Annotated in this window: 19 protein-coding genes; 8 read left to right on the plus strand and 11 right to left on the minus strand. The window is 59.7% G+C overall.

Going from position 1 to position 15278, the window contains the following annotated elements; all coding sequences use genetic code 11:
• Positions 1–15: 15 nt before the first annotated feature.
• The 6 genes from B723_RS13540 to B723_RS13565 form a co-directional block, all read right to left on the minus strand.
• Positions 16–1356 carry a sensor histidine kinase gene (locus B723_RS13540; protein WP_017337133.1) on the minus strand — a complete coding sequence of 447 codons (1341 nt, stop codon included), beginning with the start codon at positions 1354–1356 and terminating at the stop codon, positions 16–18.
• A gap of 117 nt (positions 1357–1473) precedes the next feature.
• Positions 1474–1923, minus strand: coding sequence for an LTXXQ domain-containing protein (locus tag B723_RS13545; protein WP_017337134.1), 450 nt, complete (start codon positions 1921–1923; stop codon positions 1474–1476).
• 249 nt (positions 1924–2172) lie between these two features.
• Positions 2173–2850 (minus strand): response regulator transcription factor, encoded by a 678-nt coding sequence (locus B723_RS13550; protein WP_017337135.1) that lies wholly within the window; start codon positions 2848–2850, stop codon positions 2173–2175.
• Positions 2851–2857: 7 nt separating this feature from the next.
• The gene (locus B723_RS13555) at positions 2858–3256 is read right to left on the minus strand and encodes a translation initiation factor 2 (RefSeq protein WP_017337136.1); all 399 of its coding nucleotides are present in this window, start codon (positions 3254–3256) and stop codon (positions 2858–2860) included.
• A 109-nt stretch (positions 3257–3365) separates the two neighbouring features.
• Positions 3366–3665, minus strand: coding sequence for a YciI family protein (locus B723_RS13560; protein ID WP_008156126.1), 300 nt, complete (start codon positions 3663–3665; stop codon positions 3366–3368).
• 1 nt (position 3666) lies between these two features.
• A complete protein-coding gene (locus B723_RS13565) occupies positions 3667–4263 on the minus strand; it encodes a septation protein A (RefSeq protein ID WP_017337137.1) in 597 nt (198 codons plus the stop codon).
• Between the two features lie 87 nt (positions 4264–4350).
• Here B723_RS13565 and B723_RS13570 point away from each other — a divergent pair, with 87 nt between their 5' ends.
• The 6 genes from B723_RS13570 (at position 4351) to rluB (ending at position 9320) form a co-directional block, all read left to right on the plus strand.
• Entirely contained in the window at positions 4351–5214 is an 864-nt protein-coding gene (locus B723_RS13570; RefSeq protein ID WP_017337138.1) for a PHP domain-containing protein, read from the plus strand.
• A 13-nt stretch (positions 5215–5227) separates the two neighbouring features.
• Positions 5228–5857, plus strand: coding sequence for an L-threonylcarbamoyladenylate synthase (locus B723_RS13575; protein WP_031318536.1), 630 nt, complete (start codon positions 5228–5230; stop codon positions 5855–5857).
• A complete protein-coding gene (locus tag B723_RS13580; protein WP_017337140.1) occupies positions 5858–6679 on the plus strand; it encodes a segregation and condensation protein A in 822 nt (273 codons plus the stop codon). It begins immediately after the preceding gene.
• Between the two features lie 11 nt (positions 6680–6690).
• A complete protein-coding gene (gene scpB / locus B723_RS13585) occupies positions 6691–7665 on the plus strand; it encodes an SMC-Scp complex subunit ScpB (RefSeq protein ID WP_017337141.1) in 975 nt (324 codons plus the stop codon).
• A gap of 39 nt (positions 7666–7704) precedes the next feature.
• Positions 7705–7896: a DUF1289 domain-containing protein gene (locus B723_RS13590; RefSeq protein WP_017337142.1), complete on the plus strand. Its 192-nt coding sequence runs from the start codon at positions 7705–7707 to the stop codon at positions 7894–7896.
• Positions 7897–8051: 155 nt separating this feature from the next.
• Positions 8052–9320, plus strand: a complete 1269-nt coding sequence (gene rluB, locus B723_RS13595; protein WP_017337143.1) for a 23S rRNA pseudouridine(2605) synthase RluB — start codon at positions 8052–8054, stop codon at positions 9318–9320.
• Positions 9321–9473: 153 nt separating this feature from the next.
• Here the strand turns inward: rluB and B723_RS13600 are convergent, their stop codons facing one another.
• Both B723_RS13600 and B723_RS33455 read right to left on the minus strand, forming a co-directional pair.
• Positions 9474–10439, minus strand: coding sequence for a hypothetical protein (locus B723_RS13600; protein ID WP_017337144.1), 966 nt, complete (start codon positions 10437–10439; stop codon positions 9474–9476).
• Between the two features lie 69 nt (positions 10440–10508).
• Positions 10509–10646 carry a hypothetical protein gene (locus B723_RS33455; protein WP_017337145.1) on the minus strand — a complete coding sequence of 46 codons (138 nt, stop codon included), beginning with the start codon at positions 10644–10646 and terminating at the stop codon, positions 10509–10511.
• A gap of 895 nt (positions 10647–11541) precedes the next feature.
• Here B723_RS33455 and B723_RS13610 point away from each other — a divergent pair.
• Positions 11542–12954 (plus strand): amino acid permease, encoded by a 1413-nt coding sequence (locus tag B723_RS13610; protein ID WP_017337146.1) that lies wholly within the window; start codon positions 11542–11544, stop codon positions 12952–12954.
• 132 nt (positions 12955–13086) lie between these two features.
• A complete protein-coding gene (gene arfB / locus B723_RS13615; protein WP_017337147.1) occupies positions 13087–13500 on the plus strand; it encodes an alternative ribosome rescue aminoacyl-tRNA hydrolase ArfB in 414 nt (137 codons plus the stop codon).
• Here arfB and B723_RS13620 read toward each other — a convergent pair.
• The 3 genes from B723_RS13620 to B723_RS33915 form a co-directional block, all read right to left on the minus strand.
• A complete protein-coding gene (locus B723_RS13620; protein ID WP_017337148.1) occupies positions 13497–14711 on the minus strand; it encodes an MFS transporter in 1215 nt (404 codons plus the stop codon). The genes arfB and B723_RS13620 overlap by 4 nt on opposite strands.
• Before the next feature lie 104 nt (positions 14712–14815).
• A complete protein-coding gene (locus tag B723_RS13625) occupies positions 14816–14998 on the minus strand; it encodes a hypothetical protein (RefSeq protein ID WP_008030471.1) in 183 nt (60 codons plus the stop codon).
• A gap of 78 nt (positions 14999–15076) precedes the next feature.
• Positions 15077–15208 (minus strand): hypothetical protein, encoded by a 132-nt coding sequence (locus tag B723_RS33915; protein ID WP_017337149.1) that lies wholly within the window; start codon positions 15206–15208, stop codon positions 15077–15079.
• Between the last annotated feature and the right edge of the window lie 70 nt (positions 15209–15278).

Raw genomic sequence — 15278 nt, forward strand, 5'->3', positions numbered from 1 at the left:
TACTCCCACAGGGGATCAGGGTTGGACGATGATTCCCGGCACCAACGGCAATTCCAGGCTGGCGATGAATCCGCCATCCGGATGATTGGCCAGCACCAGACTTCCGCCATGCCGCTCCGCCGCTCGGCGCGCAATGGCCAACCCCAGACCGTGCCCTGCCGCCGTCTGCCCCGGAGCTCGATAAAACGGCTCACCCAACTGGCTCAAATGCTCGGCATCCACGCCGGGCCCGTGGTCGCGCACACTCACTACAATCCGCTCACCTTGCCGCACCGCCTGCATCTCGATCGGTCGCCCCACCGGGTTGAAGCGCTGAGCGTTGCGTAGCAGGTTGTCCACGGCGCGCTCGATCATCGTCGGCCAGCCTTTGAGGTTCAATTGCGGTTCGGCGTCGAGGCGAACGGTCTGTTCCGGCGAACCCAATTGCGCATCCTTTTGCAGCGTATTGAGCAGCGCATTCAGATCGACATCTTCAGCACTGGCGTTATCGGCATCGACCCGCGCCAGCACCAGAATCTCACTGATCAGCGCTTCGAGCCGGTCGCACTCGCGGGTCAGGCGCGGCGAGAGTTTTTCGCGCTCCTCGGGGCTGGCCCGTTCCGCCAGTGCCAGTGCAATGCGCAGCCGGGCGAGGGGCGAACGCAATTCGTGGGACACATCACGCAGCAGTTGCCGCTGACTGCTGATCAGGCTTTGCAGGCGTGCGCCCATGCGGTTGAAGTCGTTGGCCAGCACGCCGAACTCGTCGCGACGGTTGGCCAGTTTCACCAGGCTGTTTTGCTGGTACGTGGTTTGCCCCAGATCATGCACCGCGCCCCGCAGGCGGCTAAGCGGGCGGGTGATGGACAGGGTCACGAACAGGCTGAACAGGGTCAGCACCACCAGCGCGATACCCAGCGCACTCAGTGGCCAGAGCAGGCTTTCGCGGTGCCATGCGTCCAGCTCGGGGTGCGGAATGCGGTAGATCAGCAGGTAGGTATCGCCGGTTTTGGCGCTGGTGTATTCATCGGTCAGACGGCGCCAGGGCAGGCGCCGGTCATCGTTGTTCTGTCGCGCTTCGAAGGCCGCCGCGCGACGAGGGAAGGTGCCGCGAACGACTGGATCACCGCTCTCGTTAAGCACCTGAACGTCGATGTGATACTGGCGTTTGCGCTGTTCCAGAATGTCTTGGGCGGCTTCTTCGCCTTGTGCTTCGTAGGTTTGCGTCCACTGCTCGGCCAGAGTGTTCAGGCCCGGGTGGCGGCTGAGAATCCACGCATCCTGGTTGAGCATGTGCCCGAGCAGAATGGAAAGCCCTGCCACCAGAGCGATAGCCAGCCAGAAGCTGGCCAGGATACGCCAGAACAATGAACGCACAGAAAGTCCTCGAACAAACACAATCCCATGTGGGAGAGAGCCACAGAGGCTCGCTTCTACATTGAATTGAGGGGGCAGACCCAACGGGGTTCAGCCGTTGGGTCCAGGGTTAGCGCATTATTGCGCTTTTTGCGGTTGTTGCGCTTTCCACGCCTTGAACTCGGCCCATTCGGCGCGGCGCTCGGCCTGTTTTTTCTGGATCTCGTCGAATTGCTTCTGTTGATCCGGTTTCAGCAGGGCGCGCACATCGGCCTCGGCTTTCTTGTGGTTGGCGGCCATCTCGTCCTTCATGGCTTTCTGGTCGGCTGGCGAGAGTTTTTCCAGGTACTTGTCGACCACTTGCTTACGCTCGTGCATCTGCTCGCCCATGATCTTGCGGATCTGCTCGCGCTGTTCGCGGCTCAGGTCCAGTTGGCTGTACGGGCCTTTGCCGTGCATGCCGTGCATCTGGCCGCCGTGGCGCGAGCCGTCCATCGGACCACCCATCGGGCCGGCACCTTCAGGCATGGCCATGGCAACGGTCGGCAGGGCGGCGGCGAACATCAGAGCGATAAGAGTCTTGCGCATGGTGAATCTCCTTGTCTCGTTCCCGGTACGTTCCGGATGAGTTCAGATTACGGAGATCAAGGTCAGCGGCGGTCAGCGGAGCGTAAAGCTTGGGTAAAGACGATTTCTCGCCGACCTGACAAATTTAGCTGGCAGTGGCCTGTGGCGAGGGAGCTTGCTCCCGCTGGACTGCGCAGCAGGCCTTCTTTTGAGGCCGCTTCGCAGCCCAGCGGGAGCAAGCTCCCTCGCCACAGGTTGCTGTTGTCCGGTTTACAGACTGTAGTAATAACCACGGCTGCGCAGGGCGACGATACGCGGGCGGCCGTCGGGGTGGGGGCCGATCTTTTTGCGCAGGTTGCTGACGTGCATGTCCAGGCTGCGGTCGTACAGGGTCAGTTTGCGGCCGAGGGCGATTTGCGCCAGTTCCTGTTTGTCCAGCGGCTCGCCGGGTTGCTTGAGCAAGGCTTCGAGCAGACGGCTTTCGGACACCGTGAGGGTGAATTCCTGTTCATCGATGCTGACCACGCCGCGCACCGGGCTGAAACACAGATCGCCCAGTTCGAGCTGGCTGGACACCGCCGTCGGATGACTGCGGCGCAATACTGCGCGCAGGCGGGCGGTCAGCTCTCGCGGGTCGCACGGCTTGGCCAGGTAATCGTCGGCGCCCAGTTCCAGGCCGAGGATGCGATCCAGCGGCTCGCCGCGGGCCGATAGCATCAGCACCGGCAAATCCGGGTGATCGCTGCGCAATTGCTTGAGCAATTCCAGACCGCTGCCGTCCGGCAGCATGACGTCCAGCACCACGGCGGCCGGGGAGGTTTCGGCCAGCGCGCGACGGGCGCTCTGGCCGTCGTGGCACGCACGGACCTGGAAGCCTTCCTGGCTCAGCCAACTGACCAGCAGCTCGCACAGCTCCTGATCATCATCAATTAATAACAGCTCGCTCATGACTCACTCAATTTAGCCATTGTCGACGTTTTCGACTTGCACCACTGGCGAAGATACCGCAGAGCAGGGCCAATAGCGCTACTCCCGCGCCGATCACGAACCATTGCTGCTGGTCTGTGAGAAAACGCGGCAGCGGACTGCTGGCCTGGGCCTCCTTGAGTTGCAGCTTCAGACGCTGGTTCTCCTGGCGCAACCGGCTCAGTTGAGCGCTTTCGCGTTCGGCATCGGCATTTTGCAGTTGTTTGCTCAGTTCTTCTCGTTGCTGTTCGCTCACCTTCAAGCGCTGCTGCAACTCGGTGATCTGGCTGCCGGCGCTCAAGGACAGCGGCGTTGCGCTTTCTTCACCGTGGGCAGGTGCCACGATCGACAACGTGACCAACATCAGACACAACGGACCTTTGCGCATCGGAGCTCCTGATTCCAATCGATTATTGGGCAGGTTGTCGGCAGGCAAACGAGAATAATGAGCGATTGAGAGCGCGATGAACCGACAAGGTTCATCGCGCGGGAGGAATTTACGGCAGGACTTGCTTGAACGGCTTGACCGAAACGTTGGCGTAGACGCCTGCGGCGATGTACGGATCGGCGTCGGCCCAGGCCTGGGCGGCGCTCAGGGAATCGAATTCGGCGACAATCAGGCTGCCGGTGAAACCCGCAGCGCCCGGATCATTGCTGTCGACCGCCGGATGCGGGCCGGCCAATACGATACGACCTTCGCCCTTGAGCACTTGCAGGCGCTCAAGGTGTGCAGGCCGTGCGGCCAGGCGGGCTTCCAGGGAGTTGGCGACGTCTGTGGCAATGATTGCGTAAAGCATGTCAGTCCTCGGTTTTTGGCGTGGTGGTATCGGCGTCGTGCAGGTGGCGGGACAGGTAAATACCCTGGGCGACCAGGAACAGCAACGTCATGCCCAGGCTGCCGAAGACCTTGAAGTCGACCCAGTAGTCCTGGAACGTGAACGCGACGAACAGGTTGGCGGCACCGCAAAACAGGAAGAACGCGATCCAGGCGATGTTCAGGCGCGTCCAGACCAGGTCCGGCAGGGTCAGCGCGTGGCCCATGATGCGTTTGATCAGCAACTGGTCACCGATGAAGTGGCTGCCGATGAACGCCAGCGCAAACAGCCAGTTGACCACCGGCGCTTTCCATTTCAGGAAGGTTTCGCTGTGGAACGCCAGGGTCAGGCTGCCGAAGACCAGGCAGGCGATGAGGGTCAGCCACTGGCTCTTTTCCAGCTTGCGCTGCTTGATGAAGAGTGTGCCGTAGACGACCAGGGAGCTGATGATCAGCATCGCGGTGGCGCTGTAGATGCCTCCGACAGTCAGTTGATGACCGCCAATGTCAACGACCCGTGGGTCGATCTTGAAAACAATGAAAAACAGCAGGAGCGGGATGAAATCGATGAATTGTTTCACAGTGGCAGCCAGAAGCAGGATGTGGCGGCATAATAACAAACATATGGGCGCGCGATAGCGTCAGCTGATTTGAGGTAACACATCCCCGTGAATGTCGATTTGCACTGCCATAGCACCGCCTCCGATGGCGCTCTCGCGCCTGCTGTCCTGGTGGCGCGTGCGTACGAAAAAGGCGTGCGAGTCCTGGCCTTGACCGATCACGACACCCTCGAAGGCCTCGACGAGGCCCGCAACGCGGCGACGGCGCTGGGGATGCAACTGGTCAACGGCGTCGAATTATCCTGCACCTGGGGTGGCGCGACCATTCATGTGTTGGGTTACGGATTTGATGTGAATGCACCGCCGTTGGTCGAAGCCATCGCCAAATTGCACGATGGCCGTTGGCTACGGTCCGAAGAAATAAGCCGCAAGCTGGCATTGAAGGGTATGCCGGGTGCGCTGGAAGGCGCCCGGGCGATCCAGCAGGAACTGGGCGACAGCGGTAACGCGCCGGCCCGTCCGCACTTCGCCGACTGGATGGTGCGCGAAGGTTTCGTCAAGGATCGCGCCGAAGCGTTCCGCAAATGGCTGGGCGCCGGCAAGCTGGGGGACGTCAAGCAACACTGGCCGACCCTGGAAGAGACGGTCGAAACCCTGCGTGCGGCCAAAGCCTGGGTGAGCCTGGCGCACCCGTGGCACTACGATTTCACTCGCAGCAAGCGCCGCCGCCTGATTGCCGACTATATTCAAGCAGGCGGCCATGCGATCGAAGTGGTCAATGGCCATCAGCCCGCGGAGCAGGTGGGCAGTCTGGCGATTCTTGCTCGTGAGTTCGGTCTGCTGGTCAGCGCCGGCAGTGATTTTCATGGCCCTGGAGGCTGGTCCGAGATCGGTGAATACCGCCCGCTCCCGGAGGATCTGCCACCACTGTGGTGTCGATTCAAACATGACCCAATTATTGCCGCCGTCTGAACAGGTAGAGAATGTGAGTCAATTTTTCCAGATTCATCCGGAAAACCCGCAAGCGCGCCTGATCAAACAGGCTGTCGAGATCATCCGCAACGGCGGGGTGGTGATTTATCCCACTGACTCGTCCTACGCCATTGGTTGCCAGATCGGCGACAAGAATGCCGTGGAGCGCGTTCGCCGGTTGCGTCAACTGGATGAGAAGCACAACTTCGCACTGATTTGCAGCGACCTGTCGCAACTGGGGCTGTTTGCCAAGATCGACACCGGCACCTTCCGCCTGCTCAAGGCACATTTGCCAGGGCCCTATACCTTCATTCTCAATGCCACCCGCGAAGTCCCGCGGCTGTTGTTGCACCCGAAAAAACGCACCATCGGCCTGCGCGTGCCCAGCCACCCGATTGCCCTGGCGCTGCTGGAAGAACTCGGCGAGCCGCTGATGAGCGTGACGCTGATCATGCCCGGCGACACCGACCCGCTGACCGATCCGTATGAAATGCGCCAGTTGCTCGAGCATCAGGTCGACCTGATCATCGACGGCGGTTTCGGCGGCATCAAGGCGTCCACCGTGATCAACCTCGCCGACGGCGAGCCGGAAGTGATCCGCGTGGGTTGCGGCGATCCGACGCCGTTCATGGCCGAGGCGTAGATGTCTGCAGTAGAACCCGTTGTCGACAGTCAGGCCGGTGCCCAGCAAGAGCTGCCCTTCGCCATGGTCTATGGCCAGGCGGTCATGGAAATGCCGCTGGACCTGTACATTCCACCGGATGCACTCGAGGTCTTTCTCGAAGCCTTCGAAGGCCCCCTCGACCTGCTGCTGTACCTGATCCGCAAACAGAACATCAACATCCTCGACATTCCGGTGGCGGAAATCACCCGCCAGTACATGGGTTATGTGGAGTTGATGCAGTCGGTGCGCCTGGAACTGGCCGCCGAGTACCTGGTCATGGCCGCGATGCTGGCCGAGATCAAGTCGCGGATGCTGTTGCCGCGAGCCGAAACCATCGAAGACGAAGAAGACGACCCGCGCGCCGAATTGATCCGTCGTTTGCAGGAGTACGAACGTTTCAAGGCCGCCGCCGAAGGTATCGATGGCTTGAGCCGCGTTGGTCGTGACGTGGTGGTGCCCAAGCTGGATGCCCCGGAAGCCCGGGCGCGCAAGCTGTTGCCGGACGTGAGCCTGGAAGAATTGCTGATGTCCATGGCCGAGGTCCTGCGCCGTGGCGACATGTTTGAAAGTCACCAGGTCAGCCGCGAGGCGCTGTCCACTCGCGAGCGCATGAGCGACGTGCTGGAACGGCTCAAGGGCGGCGGTTTCGTGCCGTTTGTCGAGCTGTTCACGGCCGAAGAAGGGCGCCTGGGTGTCGTGGTGACCTTTATGGCGATCCTCGAACTGGTCAAGGAATCTTTGGTCGAGCTGGTGCAGAATGAGCCGTTCGCGGCGATCCACGTGCGAGCCCGAGCCGAATAACGAGTTGAATCATGAACCTGACTGAACCCCGCGAGCTGGCGCCACTGCTTGAAGCCTTTCTGTTGGCCTCGGGAAAACCGCAATCGCTTGAACGCCTGTTCGAACTCTTCGAAGAGGGCGAGCGCCCCGAGCCGCCAGTCTTCAAGAAAGCCCTGACGATTCTCGCCAAGTCCTGCGACGGTCGTGCCTTCGAGCTGAAGGAAGTCGCCTCCGGTTATCGCCTGCAGATCCGCGAAAAGTTCTCGCCGTGGGTAGGACGTTTGTGGGAAGAGCGCCCGCAACGTTATTCCCGTGCCATGCTCGAAACCATGGCACTGATCGCCTATCGCCAGCCGATCACCCGGGGCGAGATCGAAGACGTGCGCGGTGTGGCGGTCAACAGTCACATCGTCAAGACGTTGCTGGAGCGGGAGTGGATTCGCATCGTCGGTTACCGGGATGTGCCGGGAAAACCTGCGATGTTCGCCACCACCAAGGCTTTTCTCGATCACTTCAACCTGAAGAATCTTGACGATTTGCCGCCACTCGCCGAACTGCGCGAGCTGGAGCCAGACCCGGTGCTCGATTTCGACGACGCGCCGGTGCCGGCCGGGTTGCAGGAACTGGCGGATGCCAGCGCTGAGCCGGAGGAGCCCAAGGAAGAAACCAGTTTCCATACGCTGTTGCTGGAACTGGACACCATGGAGGAGGGGTTGAAGACCGACTTCGATGACATTCTGCGTGATAGCGCGGTGACCGGGACCGAAGAGGTTCTGGAGTTGCCGGCACCGGAGATTGAAGCTGAACTTCCGGTTGAGCCAGAAGCCACAGTTGAAGAAGAGCTTGAGGATGACGTGCTTGGCGTCGCCGAGGCGCGCGAGAAACTCCTGGCGGCTGTCGCTGCCCTTGAACAGGCGAAACCCGAGCCCGAGTTGAGCGACGAAGAAGCCGAAGCCAAGGCTCTCGCCGAAGCCATCGAAGCCGAACGCCGCGAGTTCGAAGACTGATCCAAATCCCACAGGGATTGGTGTCGAATGGAGTGATTGATGAGCTCAACCAAAGACCCCTGCATCAGCGTCTGCAAATTCACCGACGATATCTGCCTCGGCTGTGGCCGCAGCAAGCGCGAGATCAAGGCCTGGAAGAAGCTCGACAAGACCGACAAGCGCACAGTCCTCGCTGAAGCTTCGTTGCGCTTGATCAAACTCGGCGCCACCGGTCGGCGGAAATCCAGGTAACTGGCCATTCATCAGCTAGTCTCTGATGCGCAAACGCTCCCATGAGCGTATGATTCGCGACCCTTCGGCGATCCCTTCGCCCGAGTACAAGCTTTCAACTCTTCAGGACCCTCACTTCAGAGCCGCCTGAACAGACCACACCGGGAGGTGCCCAGATGAGTATCAACGACCAGAAAGACGACCAGGAAATCGGCCCAGCAGGCGAAAAACTGCAAAAAGTCCTCGCCCGTATCGGCGTCGGCTCGCGCCGTGACGTAGAAGCCTGGATCAGCCACGGCCGCATCAAGGTCAACGGCAAAGACGCCACCCTTGGCCTGCGCGTCGACCTGCATGACGCCATCACCATCGATGGCAAGGTGATCAAGCGCGAAGAAGCCGCCGAGTCGGTACGCCGCGTGATCATGTACAACAAACCCGACGGTGAAATCTGCACCCGTGACGACCCTGAAGGCCGTCCGACCGTGTTCGACAAGATGCCGCGTCCGAAAGAAGGCCGCTGGATCAACATCGGTCGCCTGGACATCAACACTACCGGTCTGCTGATGTTCACCACCGACGGTGAGCTGGCTAACCGCCTGATGCACCCGTCCTACGAAATGGACCGTGAATATGCGGTACGTGTACGTGGCGAAGTCGATGACGAGATGATCGAGCGCCTGAAGGCAGGCGTGGTCCTCGAAGACGGCCCGGCCAAGTTCACCGACATCAAGCAGGCGCCCGGTGGCGAAGGTTTCAACCATTGGTATCACTGCGTGGTAATGGAAGGGCGTAACCGTGAGGTTCGTCGCCTGTGGGAATCCCAGGGCCTGGTGGTCAGCCGCCTGAAACGCGTGCGTTTCGGTCCGGTGTTCCTCAACTCGGACCTGCCGATGGGCCGCTGGCGCGAAATGAGCCAGTACGAAGTCGACATTCTGAGTGCTGAAGTGGGCCTGACCCCAGTGGCCATGCCGCAGATGAACGCCAAGAGCAAAGACAAGCTCGAACGTATGCAGCGTAAATCGTCCCGTCCGGTCGGCAAGACCGAGCGCGTGCGTACACTGCGTCCAGCGACCGGCGCTCCGGCAGCGGGTCCGCGTCCTGCACGTGAGCCGCAGATCGAAGGCGAGCGTCCGTCGCGCAAGCCGGTTGCTCCGCGTGCCGATGGCGAGCGCGGTCCACGCACGCCACGTCCGGCCAACGGTCGCACCGAGCGTGGCGAAGGCCGCGGTGCGCCAAGCGGTGGTCGCAGTGATCGCGGTGCTCCAGCCGGTCGCGGTACGCCAGTGGCCGATCGTCCGTCCGACACCAAGCGCCCGGCCAAACCGGCGCCGAAGAAACGCCCGGGCATCGTCCTGGTCGACAAGGATGCACCATCGGGCAAACGCCGCGGTGCGCCAGCCGGTTCCGGCCAGCGTCCAGGCTTTGGTCGTCGCAAGCCTGAGTAAGCGGTAAGCGATACATGAAAAACGCCAACCTCAGGGTTGGCGTTTTTTTTGGTCTGGCAATAACCGGTCTTCAAAGTGCAGGTAACCTGTGGCGAGGGAGCTTGCTCCCGCTGAGTCGCTCAGCGGCTCCAGGCTCCCTCGCCACAGGGGGGGTTAGAACACAAACCGTCCATCAAACAGCGGCTCATCATCCAGCGCCAACACGCCATTGGAGAAGATCAGATCCAAATGATGGCTACCCTTCGCTCCACCCCCCAACCCCAGATGCAACCCGCAATGGCGTTCCTCAAATCCGGCATTGCGCGCATACAACGCCTTGATCCCTTCATTGGTGCCGATCCCCAGCTCCTCGATCCGCCGATTCGACGGATTGGCGTCCAGGTACTTGTTGAAATCGTGTTCCAGTCCCGGCACTTCAGTCGCAATTCTGCCGATGGTCGAGTTCTCGATCCATAACTCCAGCGGTGACGCCAATACTCCATATTTGCGCGCAAACGGAATAGTACTGAGAAATGTACCCATGAACTTAACCCGGCCATTAATGGCTTCGCTGTGGGTGGCAATTTCACCGGGTGCCAGATCAAAGTTGCCGACACCATTGATGTCAGTCCACTTCTTGATACTGCTCAATGGTGTTTCAAACCAGGAGCCGTGGTCATCCTTGAAACTTAATGTTGTTGCGTGGGACATGCGCTGGATCAAATGGCTGTTCAGTCCGGCAATGCGCTGCGGGGTGACACTGAACGTGTCGTAGAAGTAATCACCGTAATCCTTGAACAGCAGCGACTTCCTCCAGTTCTCGGCCATCACGCCTTGCAGGGCGCGGACAAAATCCGGGCCGTCGGGGCGTGGATTCGGCAGGGTGGAGGAGTCGTAGAAAAAAATGTACAGATCGCTGTCGATAATGGCCTGGGCCAGTAAATCCGCGGGTTCGAGATCCAGTCGCAGCGAGCTGAAGCGAAATGGCTGGCTGTCGGATGCCTGTTCGGCAATGGCGCCGGTCAGTGCTGCGTAATCAGCGGTGTGGCCCAGCAAGACCTTCGCCGGATTGAGGCCGGCAAGGGCCGGGTGATGTTCGAGGTAGTAAAGGAAATGCGAAATGGCGCGTGGCTTATCCATGTAGTCCTCCCTGACAAACCGAGCGAAAGTGGCAGGCACAACCGGCCGGACCGTGCCTGCCGGGATGACTTACAGAGGCCACATCGCCGTGCCGAACGGAACTACCGCGTCGGCTTGCATCATTTCAACGGCGGCTTCATGGGTCGGTGCTTCAAACCAATCGTCCAGTTGCAGTTCAGTTTCCAGGTCTTTTTCCATTGCTTGCATGGTGAATCTCCTAGATGACTTTTGAGTAAGAACAACTTGCCAGTCGAGGCGGCTCGGCAAGTCGCTGAAAACCTAGTTCACTGGTTTTTGAAACGCAAAAAAATAATTAAATAAGATTTAATTGAACTTTTTGTTCTGTTTTTTAAATAGAAATTTTTTAATAGAAAACAAAAAACTAAGCAGGCTTTTTCCTTAGGAAGCTTCCTATCGTCAATTTGCAGTCGTCCTACAGTTATGTCTGATTTGGCAAAGTTTCGTTACGGCATGTAAAGGAATGCTGACGAAATTGCGCGCTGAATCCCATGGATTCGCGTCTTCGGGATAGGTGTAAGGAAAACCTGCCGCCAGCACGCCGATTGATCCCCGCAAAAGGCTCTGGCGCGCTTGTTTCAGCGGCGCTGGAAGGGTGAGATGCGCGCCATGCCTGTCGTGCAGGTGCATAACAAGAAGGAGGCGCAATGTACGCCGTGACTGATCTCCATCTCTTCCCGTGGGACGGTTTTTCCATCGTTCACGCCCATGACCCGCAAAGGTCTGACTCATTTTTTGCAGCCGCCCGAGACCCTCGAGGCGGACACAGGCAATCCCGGCAACCGACACGCTGATCCAGCGGGTCTGGCAGCAGGGGGTTGGCGGTGTACAATGCGCCGCGTTTTACCTGTGACCTCCTGCGCAGCTGCGCAAACCTCAAGGCTATCCGCCTTGTTCACTCCGCCACGTCACGAGCGTGTCGGGTTCGATTTCGTCACAGATAAAAACAAACAGGTGACGCATGACCGTTGTAAATACGCTGAACTCCTGGTGCCTGCGCTGGGGTTTGATCGGCGCTGCTTAAAGTTGCAACCGAGCAGCAACGTCTACTGAACATCATCAAACCTTGCGTGAGACCCTTTTCATGAGTGGACAAAACTCGCATTCAGGCGAGCTGAAACGCGGCCTGAAGAATCGTCATATTCAACTGATCGCCCTCGGTGGCGCGATTGGTACCGGCCTGTTCCTCGGCTCGGCCGGTGTACTCAAATCCGCTGGCCCGTCGATGATCCTCGGCTACGCCATCTGCGGCTTCATTGCCTTCATGATCATGCGCCAGCTCGGCGAAATGATCGTCGAAGAGCCGGTGGCCGGTTCCTTCAGCCATTTTGCGCACAAATACTGGGGTGGTTTCGCCGGTTTCCTGTCGGGCTGGAACTGCTGGATTCTGTACATTCTGGTGGGCATGTCAGAGCTGACTGCGGTCGGCAAGTACATTCACTACTGGGCACCGGAGATCCCGACCTGGGTTTCGGCTGCCGGATTCTTCGTCCTGATCAACCTGATCAACCTGGCCAACGTCAAAGTCTTTGGTGAGGCGGAGTTCTGGTTCGCGATCATCAAGGTGGTGGCGATCGTCGGCATGATTGCCCTGGGCAGCTACTTGCTGGTCAGCGGTCACGGCGGTCCGGAAGCCTCGGTGACCAACCTGTGGTCCCACGGCGGTTTCTTCCCGAACGGCGTCAGCGGTCTGGTGATGGCCATGGCGATCATCATGTTCAGCTTCGGCGGCCTGGAAATGCTCGGTTTCACCGCAGCGGAAGCCGACAAGCCGAAAACCGTGATTCCGAAAGCGATTAACCAGGTGATCTACCGGATCCTGATTTTCTACATCGGTGCGCTGGTCATTCTGCTGTCGCTGACGCCTTGGGACAGTCTGCTGGCGACCCTGAACGCGTCCGGTGATTCCTATAGCGGCAGCCCGTTCGTGCAAGTGTTCTCGATGCTCGGCAGCAACACCGCGGCGCACATCCTCAACTTTGTGGTCCTGACTGCGGCGCTGTCGGTGTACAACAGCGGCACCTATTGCAACAGCCGCATGTTGCTGGGCATGGCCGAGCAAGGCGATGCGCCGAAAGCCCTGGCGAAAATCGACAAGCGCGGCGTGCCGGTGCGTTCGATCCTTGCCTCGGCTGCCGTGACGCTGATTGCAGTGCTGCTGAACTACCTGATCCCGCAAAATGCGCTGGAGCTGTTGATGTCGCTGGTGGTGGCCACGTTGGTCATCAACTGGGCGATGATCAGCTATTCGCACTTCAAGTTCCGCCAGCACATGAACAGGACCAGGCAAACGCCGCTGTTCAAGGCCCTGTGGTACCCGTACGGGAACTACATCTGCCTGGCGTTCGTGGTGTTCATCCTCGGCGTGATGCTGTTGATCCCGGGCATTCAGATCTCGGTGTATGCGATTCCGGTGTGGGTTGCGTTCATGTGGGTTTGCTACGGCATCAAGAACAAGCGCAGTGCCCAGCATGCGTTGCAGGCTGCAGTGAAATAGCGCAGCGCGCAGAAACGACAAACCCGGCCATGTGCCGGGTTTGTCTTTTTCGGCCTACACAAAGCCCTGTGGGAGCGCGTTCTTGCCATTCATTCGCGGTATCCTGAAAGACCTCAACCCGGACGCTTTTCCATGCTGGTGATTTCCAACAACGTGCATCTGCCGGATGCCGAGATCGAATTGACAGCCATTCGCGCCCAGGGCGCCGGTGGGCAGAACGTCAACAAGGTCTCCAGCGCTGTGCACTTGCGCTTCGACATCCCGGCCTCGTCCTTGCCCGAGTTCTACAAGGAACGGCTGCTGGCGCTGCGGGACAGTCGCATCACCAGCGAAGGGGTGTTGATCATCAAGGCTCAGCAATACCGGACGCAGGAAGCCAATCGCGCCGATGCGCTGGAGCGGCTGATCGAGTTGATCCTCAGCGCCACCAAGGTCGAAAAGAAACGTCGTCCGACCAAACCGACCCTGGGCTCGAAAAAGCGTCGGCTCGAATCCAAGACCAAGCGCGGCAGTATCAAGGCCGGGCGCGGCAAGGTCGATTTCTAGCGCGCTGCTCTTTCTTCGCGGTGCTTTTCATTAAGGAGCTTGGGGGCTTGCCGGTACAAGTAAACACTCAGGGCCAAACCGCTCAGGGCGGCGAGTGCGGCGAAAAGGAAGATCGAGGCAAAGCCGAAACCTGCCGCAATCGCACCCGCCAACGGCCCGGTAATCCCCAGTGACAAATCGATGAACAGCGAATACGCCCCGACCGCCGCACCACGGCTCGACGCTGGCACCAGATTGACCGCTTCCACCCCGAGTGCGGGGAACACCAGCGAAAAACCAAAGCCACTCAGCGCCGCACCCGCCAGTGCCCAATGCGCATCCGGCGCCAGCCACAGGAGCAACAGCCCCAGGGTTTCCACCGACAGGCAGGCAATCGCCACGCGAAACCCGCCGAGACGGTTGATCAGGTTGCCGAACAGCAGTCGCGCGCCGATGAAACTGGCGCCGAACAGGCTCAGGCACAGCACCGCGTTGTCCCAGTGTTGCGTGGCGTAATACAGGGTGATGAACGTTGCGATGGTGCCGAAACCGATGGAACCCAGCGCCAGACCGCAACCATGCGGCAGCACGCGCCCCAGCACATGCATGAACGGCAGGCGCTCACCAACCACAATGGGGGCTGCGGTCTTCGGCCAGGCCAGCGCCAGGCCCAGGACGGCCAGCAACATGATGCTGACGCCCATGCTCCACAAACCCAACTGGCTCACCAACAACACCCCCAGCGGTGCACCGACGGCCAACGCGCCATAACTGGCGATGCCGTTCCAGGAGATGACTTTAGCCGTGTGCGCTGCACCGACCCGGCCGATGCCCCAGCCAATCGAACCGGAACCCACCAGGCTTTCCGCGCTGCCAAGCACCAGACGACCGATCAGCAGGCTGATCAGACTCAACACCGGCAGGCTTTGGGTCCAGGCTGAAACCAGCATGAACACACCACTCAAACCGCAACCGGCCAGGCCATACATCACCGCCAGTTTACTGCCCTTGTTATCGATGATTTTCCCGGCGTAAGGACGGCTGAGCAGAGTGGCCAGATATTGCACGCTGATCACCAGCCCCGCGACCACCGCGCCGAAGCCGAGTTCGCTGTGGACGTAGCCCGGCAACACAGCCAGGGGAATGCCGATATTGAGGTAGCCGATAAAGGTAAAGAGGACGATGGAAACAACTTGCAGCGTGACCGCCAGGGGGCGCTGTTTTTCAGACATGGGTAAAGGTCCACGGGGAAAGCAGGATAGATAGGCTGCTTATGATAGCGGCGCGAGCGGCCGCGAGGCGTGGAAAAGTAAAACTATTTGCCGGATGGGGTGTTTCAGGGCTTGGCGGGAGCGACCAGTTGCGTGGTGACCAAGGCGGCCAGGGCATTTTCTTCGCTGCCGAATCGGGCGAGCAACGCCGCTTGTTTCTCGGGGGAAAGGCGATTCCAGATCTCGATCATCTTCTCGGCGGTGCCGATCAGGACGCTGGCCTGGGTCTCACTGAAGTCATCGGTCATGGTTGTGCAACTCAAGGGTTCAGGCGGTGTGGAAAGCGCATGTTAGCGCTTTCCACACGGTCTGGCATTGCGAGTGTTTCAGTCTTCGCTGTCGGCCTGGCGGCGTTCAGTGGCTTCTTTCGGCTCGGGCTGTTGGGCACCGGCTTGCTGCGGGGTTGTCTGCTCAGTTTCGTGCAGGCTTGGGAAGGGGAGATTAGGGATCTCGTGCATGTTTCGCGCTCCTCGCAAAGTCTGTTGATAGATCTGGTAGATCCGCGCTTTTAAAAAGCCTGGGCAGGAT

Origin of the sequence: Pseudomonas fluorescens NCIMB 11764 (assembly GCF_000293885.2) — a bacterium.
GTDB classification, from domain to species: Bacteria; Pseudomonadota; Gammaproteobacteria; order Pseudomonadales; family Pseudomonadaceae; genus Aquipseudomonas; species Aquipseudomonas fluorescens_B.